12 protein-coding genes are annotated in these 20,506 nt (G+C 47.6%); 10 read left to right on the forward strand and 2 right to left on the reverse strand.

Annotated features, from left to right (window positions below; translation table 11 throughout):
- Positions 1 to 119: 119 nt before the first annotated feature.
- Positions 120 to 539: a hypothetical protein gene (locus tag ACDJ59_RS26565; RefSeq protein ID WP_413406723.1), complete on the reverse strand. Its 420-nt coding sequence runs from the start codon at positions 537 to 539 to the stop codon at positions 120 to 122.
- Between the two features lie 370 nt (positions 540 to 909).
- Here ACDJ59_RS26565 and nikA point away from each other — a divergent pair, with 370 nt between their 5' ends.
- The 6 genes from nikA to ACDJ59_RS26595 all read left to right on the forward strand — a co-directional run bounded on the left by nikA (position 910) and on the right by ACDJ59_RS26595 (position 7,907).
- Positions 910 to 2,460, forward strand: a complete 1,551-nt coding sequence (gene nikA / locus ACDJ59_RS26570; RefSeq protein WP_413406724.1) for a nickel ABC transporter substrate-binding protein — start codon at positions 910 to 912, stop codon at positions 2,458 to 2,460.
- The gene (nikB, locus tag ACDJ59_RS26575; RefSeq protein WP_413406725.1) at positions 2,460 to 3,407 is read left to right on the forward strand and encodes a nickel ABC transporter permease; all 948 of its coding nucleotides are present in this window, start codon (positions 2,460 to 2,462) and stop codon (positions 3,405 to 3,407) included. The genes nikA and nikB overlap by 1 nt, the downstream gene beginning before the upstream one ends.
- Complete coding sequence (nikC, locus tag ACDJ59_RS26580; RefSeq protein ID WP_413406726.1) at positions 3,404 to 4,258, forward strand: nickel transporter permease; 855 nt, start codon at positions 3,404 to 3,406, stop codon at positions 4,256 to 4,258. Before nikB ends, nikC begins: the two co-directional genes overlap by 4 nt.
- Positions 4,255 to 5,055 carry an ABC transporter ATP-binding protein gene (locus ACDJ59_RS26585; RefSeq protein ID WP_413406727.1) on the forward strand — a complete coding sequence of 267 codons (801 nt, stop codon included), beginning with the start codon at positions 4,255 to 4,257 and terminating at the stop codon, positions 5,053 to 5,055. Before nikC ends, ACDJ59_RS26585 begins: the two co-directional genes overlap by 4 nt.
- Positions 5,052 to 6,023, forward strand: a complete 972-nt coding sequence (locus ACDJ59_RS26590) for an ABC transporter ATP-binding protein (RefSeq protein ID WP_413406728.1) — start codon at positions 5,052 to 5,054, stop codon at positions 6,021 to 6,023. The genes ACDJ59_RS26585 and ACDJ59_RS26590 overlap by 4 nt, the downstream gene beginning before the upstream one ends.
- Positions 6,024 to 6,401: 378 nt before the next feature.
- Positions 6,402 to 7,907 carry a malate:quinone oxidoreductase gene (locus ACDJ59_RS26595; RefSeq protein WP_413406729.1) on the forward strand — a complete coding sequence of 502 codons (1,506 nt, stop codon included), beginning with the start codon at positions 6,402 to 6,404 and terminating at the stop codon, positions 7,905 to 7,907.
- A gap of 245 nt (positions 7,908 to 8,152) precedes the next feature.
- Here ACDJ59_RS26595 and ACDJ59_RS26600 read toward each other — a convergent pair whose 3' ends face one another.
- The gene (locus ACDJ59_RS26600) at positions 8,153 to 11,242 is read right to left on the reverse strand and encodes an ATP-binding protein (protein ID WP_413406730.1); all 3,090 of its coding nucleotides are present in this window, start codon (positions 11,240 to 11,242) and stop codon (positions 8,153 to 8,155) included.
- 178 nt (positions 11,243 to 11,420) lie between these two features.
- Here ACDJ59_RS26600 and ACDJ59_RS26605 point away from each other — a divergent pair, with 178 nt between their 5' ends.
- The 4 genes from ACDJ59_RS26605 to ACDJ59_RS26620 all read left to right on the forward strand — a co-directional run bounded on the left by ACDJ59_RS26605 (position 11,421) and on the right by ACDJ59_RS26620 (position 20,396).
- Positions 11,421 to 12,161 carry a response regulator gene (locus ACDJ59_RS26605; RefSeq protein ID WP_413406731.1) on the forward strand — a complete coding sequence of 247 codons (741 nt, stop codon included), beginning with the start codon at positions 11,421 to 11,423 and terminating at the stop codon, positions 12,159 to 12,161.
- A complete protein-coding gene (locus ACDJ59_RS26610; protein WP_413406732.1) occupies positions 12,124 to 12,564 on the forward strand; it encodes a bacterial transcriptional activator domain-containing protein in 441 nt (146 codons plus the stop codon). Before ACDJ59_RS26605 ends, ACDJ59_RS26610 begins: the two co-directional genes overlap by 38 nt.
- A 215-nt stretch (positions 12,565 to 12,779) precedes the next feature.
- Positions 12,780 to 17,945, forward strand: coding sequence for an S-layer homology domain-containing protein (locus tag ACDJ59_RS26615; protein ID WP_413406733.1), 5,166 nt, complete (start codon positions 12,780 to 12,782; stop codon positions 17,943 to 17,945).
- A 342-nt stretch (positions 17,946 to 18,287) separates the two neighbouring features.
- Positions 18,288 to 20,396, forward strand: coding sequence for a TerD family protein (locus ACDJ59_RS26620; protein ID WP_413406734.1), 2,109 nt, complete (start codon positions 18,288 to 18,290; stop codon positions 20,394 to 20,396).
- The last annotated feature ends 110 nt before the right edge of the window (positions 20,397 to 20,506 follow it).

A 20,506-nucleotide genomic window follows, 5' to 3' on the forward strand; every position in this document is an offset into this window, starting at 1 on the left:
AGGTGTACTTTTTGTGCCAGGAATAATCTGACTGTTAGGAGGGGCATCTCGCCATTAGAAATGATAATGTTGATTTCGTTTTATTTGAGTATAAATGCTTAATTATGCTTCAAAAAACTTTATTCTAAGGCATCATAAAGCTCGGACATTCGGTTAGCCAATTCCAACTGTGGCTGCATTCGCTGATGATTCATATCGGTAGGTGTCATATACAATACTTCTTTTCCCTGCTCAAACATTGTGACATGGAACAAAACTCCTGCTGCATCTTCTTGCCCCGGATCAAGTACAATTTCTAAATCGCGTACCTTTTCAATCCATTCCTGAATCAGCACTTGATCTGTAGTTGTTCTTTTAGTACCATCACTGCCACTCATCATTTCAATAGAATCAACCTGTGTAATGTCGCCAGGATAGAAGGTGTGTAACTCCTTCGGTACTTTACTTACTCTGACTTGATTGGGCTCAATACGGCAGCTGCTAAGAATCAGGATCATAACAGTAGCAATCATTAAGACGATAAGTGAATATCTTCTCATCGTACTCCCCCTCTTTAGTCCCTAAACGAATTTTGCATTTGAAATGTTCCGCATAAACTCTATTTTGTTTAATCCTTAAAGTACATCGAGGTTACTGGTCACATTTGCTGGAAGACTACGAAACTGGATTGTAACTCTTCGAGGAATCTTGCATGGTTCTACCTGTAAACAATCCCGGATCGCAAAGGAAATGCCCACTAATCAATCATTTATATGTAACAAAAAACATGAAGAATCCGCTCTCATCCGAGAGTCGGATTCTTTCTCGTTCTAACACCAATATAACTCTTGTCAAAACGTAATCATTACGATATGATAATATTCATTGTTTAGATCATAATGATTACGATTAAGAGAGAGGGGCATTACCTTGAATAAAAAGACGCCACTGCTAGCGCTGGTCTCCTTGGCCTTGAGCGCTGGACTGTTGAGCGCCTGCGGATCATCTGAGTCCAGTCCCGCTGCGCAACCATCCACCGATAATAAAAATGTTCACTTCCTATATAACTTCTCCACCAGTTCGCTAGATCCACATGTGGATTCCAGCTATGTGCCGCTGCGCGCGGGTATTACGGAAACGCTGGTTCGTCTCGATGAAGAGAACCTGACGGTTGCTCCATGGCTCGCCGAGAGCTGGGAGAGCGAAGACGGACAGCATTGGACGATCGACCTGCGAGATGATGTGACCTTCCAGAACGGCAAGCCGATGACGGGTGAATCCGTTAAGGCATCCCTTGAGCGGGCGCTTGAGGAGAATGTAGCTATCCAGAACGCGCTTAAGATCGATACGATTGAAGCCGAGGGCGACAAGCTGGAGATTACCACAACTCAGCCGTTCCCGGAGTTCGCTTCAGAACTGGTGAACCCCAACACGGCGATTATCGACGTGAGTGAGCCGGACATTGTGAACAAGCCGATTGGTACGGGCCCGTTCAAACTGACCTCTTTTACCCCAGGCAGCAAGCTGGAACTGGACCGCTATGATGAATACTGGGACGGAGCATCGCCTCTAGATTCCATCACGTTCTCATTCAATGAAGATGCCAATGCCCGCACACTAGCTCTCAAATCTGGGCAGGTAGATATCGTATACCGTCCGGAGGTAGAGAGTCTCGAATCGCTCAAAGCGATGGACGGCATGAAGGTTGAGTCCACATCGACATTCCGCGTGCATCAGCTAACGATGAACATGCAGCGGGAGAGTATGAAGGACCTCAATGTCCGTCGTGCGTTGGACGCGCTGATTGACCGTCAGGGTATCGTCGACACGATCCTGCTAGGATATGGCGAAGCTGCTATCGGACCGTTCCTGCCATCGCTGCCATTCGCACCAACCTATACGGATACAGCAACGGAATCCGGAGCTGATGTCGCTGTAAAATATCTGGGCGAAGCAGGGTACACGCAGCAAAACGGCGTGATGACCAAGGATGGCAAACCTTTGCAGCTGACGCTGCTGACATATTCAGCCCGTGCCGATCTTCCGCTGATCGCTCAAGTGTTCCAATCTGATGCGAAGAAGATCGGTATCGACGTGCAGATTCGCCAGATTGACACGCCAGAAGATTATATGGCATCCAACCGCGATTGGGATATTGCGACGTACAGTAATTTGACGGCTCCTCGTGGGGATGCAGGCTACTACCTGAATGCAACGTACCATCCGAAGGGTGCTCTTAACTTCAGTGGATCGGAAGATCCAGAACTGACCAAGATCATCGACGAACTGAATCTAACAGTTGCACCGGAGAAGCGCGCAGAGCTTGCCGAGAAGGCAGCCAACTATGTGCATGATAACGTACTGAATTCATTCGTGCTGCATCCAGGTACGATCGTTGCCTACAACGGCAAGAAGATCAAAAACTGGGTTACCACTCGCAGTGAATATTACATGATTACCAATAAGCTGGATGTGATGTAATGTTTCGCATTTTGCTTCGGAAGTTCCTTGAAGTATTTATCTTTCTGTTGTTCATTATGTTTGTGAGCTTCCTGTTCATTCGTCTGGCTCCGGGTGATCCCGTGCTGACGATCCTGAATGTGGACGAACTGTCTGTTAGTCAGGAGCAGGTCGAAGCTGTACGCGAGGAGATGGGATTCAATGATTCGCTTCCTGTCCAGTTCGGCAACTGGTTGCTCGATTTTGTTCGTCTCGACTTCGGTGTATCGTATTCAACAGGCCAGCCAGTTATGCAGACCCTGATGCGTGCGCTGCCTGCTACGGCTGAACTGACGATTGGCGCACTGCTGGTCATGCTCGTTATAGCTATCCCGCTCGGCTCGCTATCAGCACTCCATCGTGGCAGTTGGATTGACCGCGGCAGCCGGATGCTCTCCATTGTGGGTGCGGCGGTGCCAAGCTTCTGGCTGGGTCTAATCCTGATCGACATGTTCGGCGTACGCTTTGGCAATCTGCCAACCATGGGCCGGGATGGATTCACCTCGCTTATTCTGCCATCTCTGACGCTGGGACTTGCCATCTCCAGCGTTTATGTGCGTCTTTTGCGTTCCAGCCTGCTAGATTCTCTTAGCCAGGAGTTCGTTCGATCCGCCAGGGCAAGAGGGTTATCCGAAGGCCGGATCTTCATGCTTCACGCCTTCCGGCACAGTCTGCCGCCTGTCATTACAGTATTCGGCGTCAGTCTCGGTAGCCTGATTGGCGGAGTTGTCGTGATTGAAGTGTTGTTCGCTTATCCGGGTATTGGCAAGCTTGTCGTTGATGCCATCCGCCAGCGTGATTATCCACTGATCCAGGGTTACATTCTGATCATGGCTATCGTGGTATCCCTCGTGAATACGGCGGTTGATCTATCTTATCGTTATTTGAATCCCGAAATGAAACTGAAGGAAAAGGAGGCCCACCGATGAAAACCATACCCCTGCCCATTCCACCTACAAAATCTAAAAAACATAGCTGGCAGGCGATCATTGGTCTGCTGTTTGCACTGCTGGTCATCTCGGCCTCCTTATATGCCTTTTTATACTTGAAGCATGATCACACATTAACGGATCTGCGCGGACGATTGCAGGGCGCAAGTGCTCTCCATCCGTTCGGCACCGACCACCTGGGCCGCGATGTACTGACACGTCTGCTACTTGGCGGCGGGCAAACACTGGGTTATAGCCTGCTGGCACTCGGTGCTGCCCTGCTGATTGGTATTCCGTTTGGATTGATCGCAGGATACAAACGTGGCTGGGTTGACAAGCTGTTCATGCGCATCGCTGATGCTTTTCTCGCTTTCCCTGATACCATCGTGGCGATTGTGCTCAGTGGCCTGCTAGGCGCGGGAATCGGCAATCTGGTATTGGCAATTGTGATCGTGAAGTGGGTTAGTTATGCGCGTCTTGTTCGAAGTACGGTTTTATCGGAGTCCCAAAAGGATTACATTCGCATTGCGCGCACCAACGGACTTTCGGACGGTCGTATCATGAGAAAACATCTGCTTCCACATATCGCAGGCCATGTGCTCGTGCTGGCCAGTCTTGATCTGGGCAAAATCATTCTACTCATCTCTTCCTTGTCCTACATCGGCCTTGGCGCACAGCCGCCAACACCTGAATGGGGTGCGATGCTGAACGACTCACGGCCTTACTTCCAGTCTCGGCCAGAGCTGATGATCTATCCGGGCCTTGCCATTGTCTCGGTAGTGCTGCTTGCCAACATGCTGGGCGACTATCTGAGAGACCGGTTTGATGTGAAGAAGGAGGTGCAGCCATGATTCTCTCCATTGAGGAACTGAGCATCTCCAGTCGGGATCGTACGATTGTAGATCAAGTCTCTCTGGCTGTTCGCGAAGGTGAATTCATGGCATTGGTTGGACAGAGTGGTAGTGGCAAAAGCTTACTCTCGCAAGCGATTGGTCGTCTGCTGCCGCCCAATCTGCATGCGTCGGGGCGAGTGATGTTCGAAGGCAGTAACCTGCTCGAACGGAAGCCGAAGGAGATGCGCGCCCTGCGGGGAAGCCGCATCTCATATATTTTTCAAGACTATCAGGGAGCATTTACGCCATTTCGTAGTATTGGTGGGCACTTTGATGAATACCAGAAGGTACATGGGGAAAAGTCTTCATCCATCCGCAAGAAACGAGCGGAGGAAGCGCTGGAATCGGTTGGCCTTGGCGCTGAATTGCTGCGCCGCTATCCATTCCAATTGAGCGGTGGACAGCTTCAGCGAGCATCAATCGCCACATCGCTAATGCTGTCTCCTCGTCTGCTGATTGCAGATGAGGCAACGACGGCCCTGGACAGTGTGTCTGGGCATCGCGTGTTGGAACTGCTGGCACGCAAACAAGCGGAGACGGGATGTGCCATTCTGTTTATCACACATGATTGGCGCCATGTACGTCGCTATGCCAACCGCTTGGCTGTGATGAAGGAAGGGCAGATCGTCGAATCTGGCGGGAAACATCGCATTCTCGATCATCCTCAGCATGAATATACGCGTCAGCTGATTGATGCGGCTCCCGTTCTGAGTCGCTCGCTGAAGTCGGGATTGAAGGAGGCAGGAACGGAATGAAGACAACCACAAATGATGAACGCCGTGGACTTGTGCAGTCCGAAGAAGAATCTGGTGTGCGAAGCCACGATTTTGCAAAAGACGTAAACCATGTAGACATAGACAATGCAGGCATAAATACTACAGAAACAGATCATGCAGTTACAGATGCGGATATAGATACTGCCGGTTCAGACAATGCTTCATTGCTCAGCACCCTTGGCAATCCTGTGCTTCACGTGGAACATCTCAGCCGAACGTATGCAGGTGCAGACCGACCGGCTGTGAATGATTTTTCCTTCACTCTGAACCATGGCGAATGCCTTGGCCTGGTTGGCGAGAGCGGGTGCGGCAAGAGTACGCTCGCCCGCTGTCTGCTACGGATTGAAGATGCAGATACAGGTTCGATTACACTGGGTGGACAGGATATTGCGCGGCTGAGCGGTCGACGGTTGCGACCTCATCGCCGGAAGATTCAGATTGTTTTCCAGAATCCAATGGCAGCACTGAATCCCAAGCTCAAGATTGCCGATTCACTAATCGATCCGTATGAACAACTTGGACGGAACGCCGAGCTGTCCCACTTTACCTATACGTCGAAGGAAGCTTACGTCCAAAAGCTGCTTGAAGCGGTGGAGCTTCCTAGCGATTTGGCTGGACGTTACCCCCATGAGCTAAGTGGTGGACAGCGTCAGCGCGTCACGATTGCACGTGCTATTGGCATTGAACCGGACGTTGTTGTTCTGGATGAACCGACGGCCAGCCTGGACGTGATCTCGCAAGGAGCAGTTTTGCAGTTGCTCACCGATCTGCGGACATCGCTTGGTCTTTCATACGTGTTCATCTCGCATGATCTGGCTGCGGTACATCGCATGAGCCAGCGTATCATCGTTATGCGGGAAGGTCAGATCGTTGACCGCTTTGGCGCAGATGCGTTGTTCGCTGAAGAACGCCATCCGTATACGAAGGAACTAATTTCAATTTTCTGAGTACTCCCGGAGACGCCGGGGGTGGTAATCGTTAATTTATATATGAAGCCGCCTTACGAAGAGATTCGAAAGCGGCTTTTAGTGCATCCATTTGATCACCCAAGTCCCCCTAAAACCGGGCTCCTTTCTTTGTTTTGAACAAATATATCTTTCAGGCCTATAACCGGGCTAACGTTCCGATGTAAACTAGCGTATACTGATTGAATAGCAAATATCTTGAAATTGCATATTTAAATTGCTCTATATTATTGATACACTAGTTCAAGGTTATAATCATTCAGAGAAGGTGCGATCCCGTTCAAGAATGGGCTTGCTGCAAATGCCAAATCGATAACGCTTACATCCTTTTGGCAAATATAGGATATAAGGACGGTAGACATGAGCCAGGGACAAACGAGTACAGATGTTATCTTGATTGGTGCCGGAATTATGAGTGCAACTTTGGGAACTTTGCTAAAAGAATTGGCACCAGACTGGAATATTAAGGTTTTCGAAAAGCTAGCCACTGCAGGAGAGGAAAGCTCCAACGAATGGAATAATGCCGGAACCGGGCATGCTGCATTGTGCGAACTTAACTATACCGTTGAACGACCAGACGGAACCGTAGATATTAGCAAAGCGATTAAAGTGAATGAACAATTTCAGATCTCAAAGCAATTTTGGTCCTATCTCGTCAATAGCCGTCTGATTCGTAATCCGCGGGACTTCATTATGCCGATTCCTCATTTGAGTTATGTACATGGAGAGAGCAATGTCCAGTTTTTGAAAAGACGTTATGACTCCTTGTCGAATCACCCGTTGTTCGCAGGCATGAAATTCTCGGATGACAAGAAAGAGCTGGCGAAATGGATGCCGCTGATGATGAAAGATCGTACCAGTAATGAACCTGTTGCAGCAACCAAAATTGACTCCGGTACGGACGTTAACTTTGGTGCTTTAACGCGTATGCTGATCCAACATTTGAAGGAACAACACGTGGGTGTCCACTACCAACATAGCGTGAAGAATATGAAACGCACCAGCGATGGACAATGGGAATTATCCGTGAAAAATCTGAAGAGCGGTGCAGTCGAACGCCATAAGGCAAAATTCGTCTTCATCGGCGCGGGCGGCGGAAGTCTGCATTTGCTCCAGAAGACGGGCATTCCGGAAGGTAAACATATCGGCGGATTCCCGGTCAGTGGGATCTTTATGGTGTGCAAAAATCAAAAAGTGGTGGAACAGCATCACGCCAAAGTATATGGCAAAGCTTCGGTAGGGGCTCCGCCTATGTCCGTTCCTCATCTGGATACCCGTTTTATCGACAATAAGAAGTCGCTGTTATTTGGGCCGTTTGCCGGTTTCTCACCGAAGTTCCTGAAGACGGGTTCCAATGCCGACTTAATCACGTCTGTTAAGATGCATAATCTGCTTACGATGCTCGCAGCAGGTGTCAAAGAAATCTCTTTGACCAAGTACCTGATCCAACAACTGATGTTATCCAAAGAACAACGTATGGCAGAATTGCGTGACTTTGTTCCGGGTGCGAAGAGTGAGGATTGGGATATGGTTCTGGCGGGGCAGCGTGTGCAGGTGATCAAGGATACCGTTCAGGGTGGCAAGGGTACGCTCCAATTTGGTACGGAAGTGGTCACGTCTGCAGATGGAACGATTGCGGCTCTGTTAGGTGCATCACCGGGTGCATCCACTGCCGTTCAGGTCATGCTTGAGATTCTTCAGAGGTGCTTCCCGCAGCATATGGAGGCATGGGAGCCAAAGATCAAGGAAATGATTCCTTCCTACGGTATCTCACTTGTGGAGAATCTGGATCTTCTCAAAGAGGTTCATTCTTCAACAGCCAAGGCGCTGGGGTTATCGGATGAAAAACATGTCATGCACGTATAACCATTAGCTTATCGTGTTAGATCATAATGAAGCCATAGAAAAGAGAGCTAAGCCGGGACGAAACCCGTGCTTAGCTCTCTTTTGGTTTATTTGGTATATCAGAACCGGAACTTGAACTCGAGCCTGGGTTTGGAATTGAACTTGAACATATCCGCTATCACAGCGTTCCTCGTAGACCTTACACAGAGCAAACGGATATGGATCGTACAATATGCCGCTGTAGAGTCATAAAACGATCTTATCGCTCAGGCTCTCATACTGCGGTCCAAAGGGATGACAAAGGAAACTTTCGTACCTTGGCCTGGCGAGCTGACGATGGTCAAACCTTGTCCGTACATCTGGGTCAACCGGCGATGTGTATTGGTTAATCCAATGCCTCCGGTTCCGCCGGGACCTTTCTTGGGCCACGCCAGTGCCCGTTCGATCTGCTCGGGCTGCATCCCCACACCATCATCCTCGATCTCAATCAAGGTGGACGCTGTTTGGTTGATGATCCGGATATGCACGGTTCCACCCTCCACTTTGCTGAGAATACCATGTCGAACAGCATTCTCAATGAGCGGTTGAATGGTGAGTGGCGGCAGGGAAAGATCAAGATCATCTGGAATATCCCAGATGACATTTAGCCGATCCATGAATCGTTCTTTCTCAATGTAGAGATAGGCACGTGACAGATCCAACTCATGAGTGACCTCCACCATTTTCTCCGAATTGACAAAATGAAAGCTGGTCTGAAGATACTCGATAAAAGCATCGCCCAGTTTCTGCATTCGCTCCGTGTCCATCTCACTAAGGACCATGATTGAATTGAGCGTGTTAAAAAGAAAATGGGGCTGAATCTGTGCTTGTAAGTAAGCAGCCTCCATGCGCAGTCGCTCATCAATGGATTGTTTCAGTACGATCAGAGACCCGATGCGATGCCTTAATTCAACGGCATCCACGGGTTTGGTGACATAGTCCGTAGCACCGGCCATGAATCCGGCGTATACATCCGCTGGCTCGTTACGGGCCGTCAGCAACAGGATGGGAAGCTCGGATACCGAATAACGCTTGCGTACGTTCTCGGTCAATTCATAACCGGACATATGAGGCATCATGACATCGGCAATCAGTAAGTCCCACGGCTCCTTATCCAGCAACTCTAGTGCTTCAAGTGCCGAGGCCGCGGGTTGAATATGATACGGTTCATTCGCAAGCATGGAGATCAGTACTCGCAGGTTTACAGGATCATCATCGACGGCAAGAATACGGGCGGCAGTCTTATCCTGAGATATGGTCTGCTGCTGTGGCTCTGCAATCGCAATTTCATCGAAGCTGTGAGCATCCCATTGCTGCTCAGTCTGGTCCGATAGCGATGCGGTGTCTTCCCGTGGAAGCGAGATCTGGAAGGTCGATCCTTGCCCAGGTACGGATTGCACGGTGAGTTGGCCGCCATGGAGTTCGGTGAGCTGCCTGCTGATATTGAGACCGAGGCCGATTCCTCCGCTTAAACGAGCCTCTGGGGTCCCTTGTTCATACGCCTCGAATATTCGCTGTTGTATCTCCTCACTCATACCAACACCTGTATCTGAAACTTTAATCAAGACGTACTCTCCATGTCCCCGAACGGACACGGTAATTGTACCTTCATCGGTAAATTTGAGTGCATTATGCAACAGGTTGTAGAGCACCTGAACAAGTCTTCTCTCATCGGCTTGAATCAACGGCAGTGATTCTGGAATATCCACCTGCATATGGATGGGCTTGCCCTCTGCCATGAATCGGAACATACCGATCACGCCTGGAATGACAGATGCAAGAGATAAAGGTTTCTTCTGAAGCGTAATACGTTTTTCCTTCAAACGAATGACATCAAGGAGGTCATCCACCAGTTGGGACATGCGTCGGCCGATGGTAACTAACAGCTTCATGTCTTCTGCCTGCTGCCCACCTGATTTACGCCGTTCACGGACCGCGATACTCTCGGCGATATTGATGATCCCGTGCAGCGGTGTACGCAATTCGTGAGCCGTATTCACAAGAAACTGATCCTTCTGGCGATCCTCCTCTTTGAGTTGTTCGTACAACTTCTCGATCTCACTTGAATTGCGGAAGTATTTTCTGAACCAATAGGCGGAGAAGCCAAACATGGCCGCGATCACATCGATCGGATAATACACGTTGGTAATTTCGCTATGTGAGTTCACAATTCCCCATAAAACGCTTGATAGGCTGCTCGTAGCCGCAAAGAGCAAAAAGCTTGCATCGCTTCGTTTCTCGGCTGCCATTCGGAAGAATAGGTACACAGACCAGCCGATGGCAAACAGATAGAGGAAATCAGAAAGCCCAATCTCAAGTACATGATAGATTAGGGTCACTGGTGCGACGAGCAAAAATAAACAGTAAATGCCAAGCACGCTGGCATACATACGGAACAGTTTACGCCATTGTAGATTATGGGAGAAGCTTCTAGCCATCTGTAAAAGAAAGAATGCGAACAACGGATAGGACAACGCTTTGGCCTTAACGATCCAAGTGAAGTTGAGTGGAATCCAACTCAATAACAGATTGTCATGGTCGGAAGCGACCGTTAGGGCAGCTACCAGTGTTAGCATCGAGAACGTCAGCAGAGCTCGTTCCTTTCGGATAAACAGAAACATGACAAAAGCGTATAGGCTGTGCAAAATCAGTATGGCGAATGTAATCTTTTGCAAGTCAATGGATAGTCCTCGTTCATTTCCAATGGCTTCTGGAGAACCAAAATAGAGAGAGCGTGTGATCCCTCCGCTATAAGGATCGTCAAAATTGGCTGTCTGCACCAAAAGATTGAGTTCGGTAGAACCGTCAAGCACATAGGAAGTCGTAAATGCAGTCCTTTCTGGTCGATAGGCTTCGGCATGAGTGGCAGGTTGGCCGAATTCGGCAACAATGGTCCCGTTCATCTCGATGATCGATGATGTCTGGATTTTCTGAGCCCAGAGAGAGACTTCCTCCACAGATGGATCTAACAGTATGCGAAGACGGTACGTCCCATATCCGAACGACGATGAGGATTGTGGTAATGCATTACGCCAGTCACCGGGAACTTGAATCCGTGTGGATAGGTTATCCGCTATTTTCGCGTCACGATTAGAGATTAACGTCTGGGGATAAAACTCCCATTCTCCATCCAGGGATATGGGTGAAGTGTTGGCGAGGTCCCAGCCTCGAAGGTCTAACAAGCCTTCAATGGGTTCAGGATGTGCGGGTATAGTGAAAGTCTCGGACCATATCCAGCGAAAGCCAAGCAAAATAGTCAGGAATAGAATCGACAGCACTACATATCGGGGTATCTTTTTATAGGTTATTGGTTTCATGGCAGACTTTAGTTTTCGACAGTTTACTTCAAATTCCTGCATGCCCTCTGCCAAAGATGAACATTTTTTTTGAATACCGGAACATAGATTCTATATTTAAATGATAGCGGTCCCACGTCAGGATTTATGGTAAAATTATAGATTAAAGGGTGATCAGTGAGCCAGAGGAGTTGTGCATATGAGAGTGATTTTGGTAGATGATGAATATCTCGCTCTGAGCAGGTTGAACAAACTGTTGCAAGAGAGAGAGGATTGCGAAGTTATCGGCTCTTTTCTGACGGCACAGGAAGCCATAGATCAGATCGAAATTCATCTGCCGGAAATCGTCTTCATGGACGTTCAAATGCCGGGGATGAACGGGATCGAGGCGACCGAACGTATCCATGAGGTTTCTCCTGGAACAGAAATTATTTTCACAACCGCATATAACGAACATGCACTGACGGCCTATGGGCTTGAAGTGCTGGACTATATTATGAAGCCTGTAACGCGTGACCGTTTGGAAAAAACGATGAAGATGTATCAACGCCGAACGGTGTCAGCAAGTCTGAATGTAACAGAAGGGCCATCCATGTTGATCCATTGTCTGGGGATGCTCCAAATCCAAGTGCACCCAAATGAGCCGCCAAAACATATGAAGTTCAGAACAACCAAGATTAGAGAGTTATTCGCCTATTTGCTCCACCATCGGAACAAACCGATTAAGCGGGATACGTTACTTGAACTGTTGTGGCCAGAGTTGGATGAGCGGAGAGGTATATCCAATCTGCACAGTGGGATCCATCGCTTACGCAGCATGATGAACGAATTCATGGGTGAGGACAAGATGGTCATTCGTTATCAACAGTTTGGATATCTATTAGAAACGGGTGAATTCAGGATTGACGCGGAAGAATGGGAGAGCCGAGAGCCGTCTTAACCGATTGCCTCTATTATCTTCGTCTACAATAGCTGAACATCGGCAGACCTCAGATCAATATGAAGGCAAATATTATGGCGAGGACGATTATATATGGGCTGAGTTGGAGCGCCAGCGATTGCATGCACTCTGGCGTAACCATGCCATGCAACTTGCACAATATTACATCGAACTGGGACAGAATACGGAAGCACTAACGCTATATTATCGGGTACAACAATTCGAACCATCATTGGAGGAAGTCGGACTGGCCTTAATGAAGACCTACGATCGATTAGGTAATAAAGATCCTGTGGTCGCTCAATATAATCAGTTGGTTATCGCTTTAGAACAAGAGGCAGGTATGCGTCCTGGCCTGGAAGTTGAGTTATGGTACCAACAATGGAAAAATTCGAATAGTTAATTGGAAATATACAGCCTTGCAGCTTCATTTGCAAGGCTGTTTTTTGTTGTATTTGCTAGTGAAAGGTTTGGTAAGAGTTTGGTAAGAGGCTATGTGTAGAATAAGCAAGATGAGGGTCAGATAGCAACTGGGCTTAGAAGAACCAGAGTATTTGCGTTAGTGCTTGTCCCAGTGAATGACCAAAACATTCGAATCACATAGGAGGTTAAGTTAATTTGAAAGTATTTAAGGCAATGAAAATATCGTTTTTGGCTTTTGTGGTCCTATTGTCATCAATATCGTCGCTGTTTGCTCCGGTAGCAAGCGCAGCCGATGGAAATATCTACGTATCATCGACGGGAAGTGATATCGTTGGCACGGGTACTGCAGAAGCGCCAGTGGCAACAATAGAAAAGGCACTTGAAAAGGTTGATACTACAGGAACTGTAATCCTGCAAAGTAACATCATCCAGGATTCCACCTTGGTTGTCTCTTCTGCTGGGAAGAATATTACAATAACCTCAGCAGAGGGGCATACATACTCCATTATACGTGGTGAGAGTTTTGTTAATGGAAACTTGATTCAGATCAGTGGTGGGAGTAGAGCGAATAGTGTAACTTTTGAGAAAATCATTATAGATGGCAATGACGTAAGCACCAACGGCCAGATATATGGAATTAGTAGTGCGGGCGGAACAGTGAATTTTAAAGAGGCTGAAATTAGAAATCACATCGTGAAAGCAAGTGTTAGTCAGCCTGCAACCGTTATATCAACTAGCGGCGGTAATTCAATGGTTGTCATACAAGAGGGCACCATAATTCATAATAACAAGGTTTCAGGCAATGTAAAAGAGAATCCCCCTTCAGTACTGAGTGCTGGTTCAGGAGGCTCTCTGGTCATTGAGGATGGTCTGATTACGGATAATGAAATTTCAGATGGAAATGGAGTCATCATTGGGGTGGGACTATATCAGAGTCCTAACTTTAGGATGACAGGAGGCCAGATAACAGGTAACAAGCTGTTGGGAACCGAACTAAGCGAAGGTGAAACAATCGGGAATGTAGCTGTTTTTATGCGTGGGGATGCGAGCCAAGCTCGATTCGATTTTGGTGGAACAGCCTATGTATACGATAATTTTAATGCCGATGGGGACCAACGTAATGTGTACCTGAAGAATACGACAGCTACCGGTAGTGCTTATCTGACTTTGGTTGGTCCTATGCAATCGGGGTCGAAGGTTGGAGTATATGCCAAGATTATGCCTGATGAAGATACGAATCCGGTTGTCGACATTGCCATCGGTAGAGCCCCATATCAAGCAGTGCAAGAAGACCAGACATTCTTTGTATCTGATATCAATACGACGGCAGCGGTTGCGTATGATAATCAAGCTAACAAGGTTGTTTTGACATACCGAATGCCAGTCAATCTGGAATTGGATACTCCCCTGGATTTTTCTACTGTGGGTACCAAACCTACTTTGAAAGGTTCAGTTACAGCCGGGGCCGTAGTAACCATTACAATGGTTAACAAATCCGACCCAGCTAAAAACATAGTCGGGGAAGCGACTGTCAACCCAGACGGCACATGGGAATTCACGCCTTCCTCTGTGTTGCCACCTGGAGAATATACATTGAGGGTTACAGCAACGAATAACGGGATCTCTGCTGAACCCGTACGCAGGGATATTATTGTAGTAGATAAGTCAGTTGGAGGCACAGCTGGTCCAGGTGGAGTTGGTACCCCTGCACTATGGCTACGATCAGATCTGAGCATGGGAGTTGCCAGCGGCGAAAAGGTGAGTATCTGGGAAGATCAAGGCAGTAAAATAAATAACGCAACGCAAGACGTAGAAGCTAATCAACCGACTTATTGGGATGATAAAAATCATAATATCAATTTCAATCCGGTATTGGAATATAACGGCACGAGTAGTTTTATGAATCTGGATGTAAGTAAGCTTCCTCAAGGGAAGAGCCCCAGATCGATCATTACCGTTAGCAAAACCAATAAAACGGGAGGCCTCAATTATATTATTTCATGGGGAGTACAAACACCGGGTGCTTATACGGGTATGGGGATGCTTCAGAATAATACAAGGGGCGGCTTGACGACATTTAACAGTGATAGGAACCAAACATTATACACCCCTGAAGGATTCTTGGGCACGACTTTCCCGAACGAGCAATTTGTTACTTGGACAGGCGGAGATACTGGTATAAACCAAGCTAGATTGTACAGTAAAATGAAGCAGGTACAGCAACTAAATGACTGGGGAAAAGATAATGTTAAGCTATGGGATACTGGTAACTCTGGCGGAGCAGTAGTCGGTAAGCTGATCCCAGCAGCTACGGGCATTGAACATTGGCAGGGTACGATTGAAGAAATTATCGTATTTGACCATGCTCTTACGGACGCAGAACGCCAAAAAGTCAGCACATATCTGGCGATCAAATATGGCTACACGATGGATCAGACGACAGCAAATTCATATGTCGATTCAAACATGGCTACGATCTGGGATGCCCAGGAGAACGCAGTCTATACCCATCGCATTACAAGCATCGGTCGAGATGATCAGAGCGGATTGATGCAGAAACAAGCCAAAGCGCAGGAACTGGGATCTACGTTGACGATTGCATTGGGCAACAGTGTTGAGGATACCAATTCTGCAAATAAAAATGAATTCTTAAAGGATTCTTCTTTCTTTACGTTTGGTGACAATGGAGCAAGTACTGAATTCAAAACACCAATTACGAAAGATGGGAAAAAACTACTTGGGATGGAGCGTGTCTTCAAGGTACAGAAAGCAAATTGGACTGAATCACAGATTACACTTCAGGTAGCCGAAACGGGAGGTAACCCGGCGTTGCCTCAATATGTTGTGATCAGCAATGATGCTCAATTTGGTAATCCAAACTCATTACTTTTAATTGAGAATGGCCAAGTAACCCTGAATACCTCTAGTTTTGGTCCGAACTCGTACTTTACCATTGCAACTGCTGCTACTCCTTTGACGGTACCGGACGTCACACTGACCGACGATGAGTTCACATGGGAAGCAGTTGCGCATGCAGATAAATATGAAGTAACGATTGAACTGGAAGACGGCACGAAGCGGACGGAGGAAGTAACCGGAACGGTACTTAACCTTTCGCAATTGGAACCATCGCTGGAAGCTGGAAACTACACGGTGACAGTCACAGCGAAGACGAACAATCCTGCATATGCAGATTCAGAAGCATCAAATACGAAAAGTTATGTTGTTGTTATTGATAAGGCGAAGTTGAAAGCCAAAATCGATGAGATTAACGGTAAGACTGAAACAGGCGAACTGGACAAAGAGGAGTACACACCAGAATCATGGCAAACGCTGCAAAATGCGTTAGAAGTTGCTCAATCTGTGTTCGACGACGAAAATGCAACACCGGAACAAGTAGAAAAGGCTTATCAGGATTTGGTGGATGCCCGGAAGGGGCTTACCAAAAAGCCTGGTACTGGTGTCGACACGTCAGTGCTGAAAAATGAACATGATAGAATAAAGGGTGAAAATCTAACCGAAACGGAATATACGGTAGAGAGCTGGGAAGCACTCAAAGATGCGATGAACGAAGCACAGCGAGTGTTGGATGATCCGGCAGCGACTCAAGCGCAGGTAGATAAGGCGCTTCAGGATCTGACAGATGCAAGAACGGGACTTACCAAAGTAATTGGTACAGATGAGTCTACGTTGCAAACGCTGATCCCATCCACAGGAAGCTTGTCTCCGGCATTTGATCCGGCTAAAGACACGTACACCATCTCTGTGCCAAATAGCGTATATCAATTCCAGCTGACGCCAACGGCATTTGATCCACTTGCGAAGATTGAAATAGCTGTTGGAGATGGAGAATGGAATGAGATTTCAAGTGGTACTGTAAGTGAGAATCTACCGCTCCAAGTTGGTGGAAATAAGATCGTTGTTAGAGTAACGGATTCACTTGGCCATGTTACGGAGTATAAAATTAACGTGACCAGAGCATCCAGTGACAATGGTAACAATGGTGGAGGCAACAATGGCGGCGGTGGAAATACGGGAGGTAACGGTGGAAGCACACCAGCACCTACACCTACACCTGCGCCAGTACCAACGCCAACGCCAGCACCCGTGAAGGATAATTTGGAAACAACTCGGGATGGTAACCATCAACCATTTGCTACATCCAAACCATCTAATAACAAAGAAACGTTGGTTCAAGTTGATCCAGCCAAGCTGAATGTTGCCATGTCACAAGGCACAGGTCAGCAGTTTGCCATTCATTCGCCGAATGATGGGCATATGAAGGTGGACGGTTTGACCCTCGAAACTCTGAAACAATTAGTGGATCAAGGTTCCAAACTAAACATTAGCAATCCGCTGGCAATCTATCCGGTACCTGGCGGTAAAATGGACGTGAATGGTGTGTCCAGACAGCTTGGTAATGCAGCGTTGAATGATATTGATGTCCATGTTGATATCGCACGTTCCTCGGATGCTTTGATTGACAGCGCCGAGACAAGAGCCGCATCCCAAGGATACGAGCTACTTGTCACACCGGTTGATCTGGATCTGACGTTTACGAAAGATGGACAGACCGTGCGATCCGGCCAGCTGAACGGTTATGCACCGAAGTATATTGCACTTCCGGAAGGTATCGACCCGAACCGGATTACCACAGGTGTGATTATCAACCCGGACGGTAGCATCTTCCATGTACCAACGGTTGTCACGAAGATCAATAGTCGTTACTACGCGCTCATTAATGACTTGCGTAGCAGCGGAAGTTATTCGGTCATCTGGAATCCGCAGGATTTTGAAGATGCCAGATCCCATTGGGGCAAAACCGATGTGAACAACATCGCTGCGAGATTAGATCTGCAAGGTAACGGAGATAACACATTCTCACCGAACCGACAGGTTACTCGTTCCGAGTTTGCCGAGATTGTTGTGCTTGGACTGGGCTTAATGCGTCAGGATGCACCACAGAATCTATTCCCTGACGTTAACGATTCCGCATGGTTCCGCTCCGCGGTAGCCCTTGCGAATGAATTCGGTATCGTTCGCGGTTACGATAATGGGAACTTCTACGGTAATCAGGAGATCACACGTGAGCAAGGATTTGCCATGGTTGCTCGTGCCTACCGTCTGATTGAGCCGGATGCGACAATCACCCCGGATCAGATGAACTCTGAACTGGAACGTTACAGTGATGCAGCGGATGTATCGAATTGGGCAAAAGAAGATGTAGCCCAGTTGATTGCAGCCGGAATCATCCAAGGTAATGGGCCGGAGGTGCTGAGTCCAAAGACCACGATGACTCGTGCCGAGGTTACTGCATTGATTGCAAGAATGTTGAAAGTAACAAACTTGATTGATCAATAAACACAATTTAAAATGAAAAGCCTTTGCTGACATTGGGGGTCGGCAAAGGCTTTTTTCTATTTCATTAAAATCTTAAATTCATGTCGTAATACTTTCGCCCTGTTGGCAGATCGTGGAATCTGAGATGATGGGTTCACCAGAGGTTTGGGTGACAAACTTTGAACCGCTGGCCTTCAGGCTATTGCGATCCTTCCTTCTACAATCATTGGAGATCATAGGGTCGCAGCTCTCCTGAAGACTTTATTTCAGAGAGGAGGCGTCCAGGCTATCACATTCCTTCCTTCCTTCTAACCCTAACCTTTCACGTTATATAGGGATGTGGCTTTCCTGGACTCTTTTATCATGAACAATACAATCTATTTGCGCAGAGCGAACAAACTTATTATCGAATCAAACGAAGGGAAACAACAGTTGCCGAAGACATATCTGGCGACTGCCCTCAAAAATATTGAAGCACTCGGTTACACCTTCTCGGAAGAGTTAATGCAGGCGATGCGGCAGCTGTCCAAGGAACAATTTGAAGCAGTATATATTCAACTTGTGGCTGATCTAAGAGTCATGGTCGGCGCACATGTGAAGTACACACCGATGTATGCAGGATTCCCGATGCAGGTGATGCAAGCGGATGAGGCCGAGTTATACCTTAATGCAATTATTCATTATCTGACCAACCTGACTGTAGTCTATGCGAATCAACAATCTGTGGAAAGAATGCCTTTGCTGGAGAAGACGGACTTGAAAGTCATTGGTTTGGGAAACCAGCAAGCATTCCAGACACTCATCCGTCAAATCATTGAAGCAAAAGGTTCCATCTCGGAAACAGACAAGGCGGATATCGACACGGTATTGGAGCATGCAGACCCGGAAGACGTGGATGCGCTATTACCCACTGAGATTCCGTTCAAAGAAAATGTGGGCTTTGTGGTCGCCTCGCTGTTGAAGCATGAAAAAGCGAACATCGACCGGATCGGTACGTATTTCAAAACGGCAAGTGATGTCCTCCGTCTGGCTGTTGCCTGGTCCGATGGTGATGTCAGCCTGGCTGTGGCTTCTCCCTTCCGGAAATTCAAACGTCGCGAGAGACGCCTTTTGCTCGGATTATTGGAGCAATGTGGCTCCATCACGGAGGATATGCTGCGTTATAAGGATCGCTGGATTCGCCTTGGCGAAATTCTGCATCCTTCGGAATATAAGCTTCGGTATCCGCGATGCGAAGAAGCCTTTGATATTTTGCGTAATAATAAGCCTTACTCGACCTTCAACGGAAGTGTGGAGCTTGCCTTCCAATATCGGAATGTATGGAGTCTGATTGATCTGTTATCACAGCGTCCAGGTGAATTCGCGAGAAGACTGGATCACTTGTTGCGGATGACTGAAGATGAAGCGTATGTACTGCTGGCATTTGGTGAGGTTTTGGAGCAGGTATCTACCCCGGTCTTGTTGCAAGTGAGACAGCATTTTACACAGCGTAATGAACCGCAGGATCTGCGTGTCTTCTTCCCAAAAGGCAATGTAGCGAAAGCCTTTGCTGTTCCGAATGAGCTGCCAGACATCGATGAAGCCACGTGTCAGGAGGTCGTGCAATTATGCGAGCGGGCGCTGGTAGAGCGCTTCGCTGTCCTTCCCACGCTTGGAAAGACCTATGTTGATCCACTGCTTCATGATTATCTGGTACCCTTTTCCCAGAGATCGGCAAGCAAGGCTCTACGTACCATCGTTCGTGGAAGCCGTGTGCCGATGGCAGAGGGTGATACCATTCGTTTCTTCAACTGGTGGAAAGAGGGGGACGTGAATGGCCAGTCTACAGGGCGTGTGGACATTGACTTGTCTGCGGTGATGTACGATAAGGACTGGAACTATGTGGAGCATATTTCTTATACGAATCTGCGATCCTTGAACTATAAGGCTGTTCATAGCGGAGATATCGTGACCGCACCTTATGGCGCAAGTGAGTTCATTGATCTGCATATTCCATCCATCGTGGCCTATGGTGGACGATATGTGGTGGCGACACTGCTTTCGTTTACCAGTCATCCGTATTGTGATCTGCCGGAATGTTTTGTAGGGTGGATGATGCGGAAGAAGCCGGGGTCTGGCGAGATTTTCGAACCGTCTACCGTAGCTAACAAAATCGATATTACAGCGGATACGCAGATTGCGATCCCTGTCATTATGGATCTGGTCGAACGCACCGTCATCTGGACAGACCTGGCGCTGACCAGATATCCGGAATACTACAATAACGTAGAGGGGAATCAGAAAGGTATCGTGCTGATGGGTAAAGCACTAACGAATTTACGCAAACCCGATCTGCACGACTTGTTCATGCTCCATGCCAAAGCTAGAGGAGAACTGGTGGATACAATAGATCAGGCGGATACAATCTATTCGGTGGATCAAGGCGTTACACCCTATGATATCGAGCAGATTATGGCGGAGTATCTGGTTTGACCTGTTTGACTTGAATACTAGCGATATGTGAATATCAAGGTTAGAAAAGAGTAGCTGATGCTGCTCTTTTTTCTGGTTTAAATGCAAAGAGCCTACAGAATGGTGCAGCT

The sequence above is a fragment of the Paenibacillus amylolyticus genome (assembly GCF_047302515.1).
GTDB classification, from domain to species: Bacteria; Bacillota; Bacilli; order Paenibacillales; family Paenibacillaceae; genus Paenibacillus; species Paenibacillus amylolyticus_G.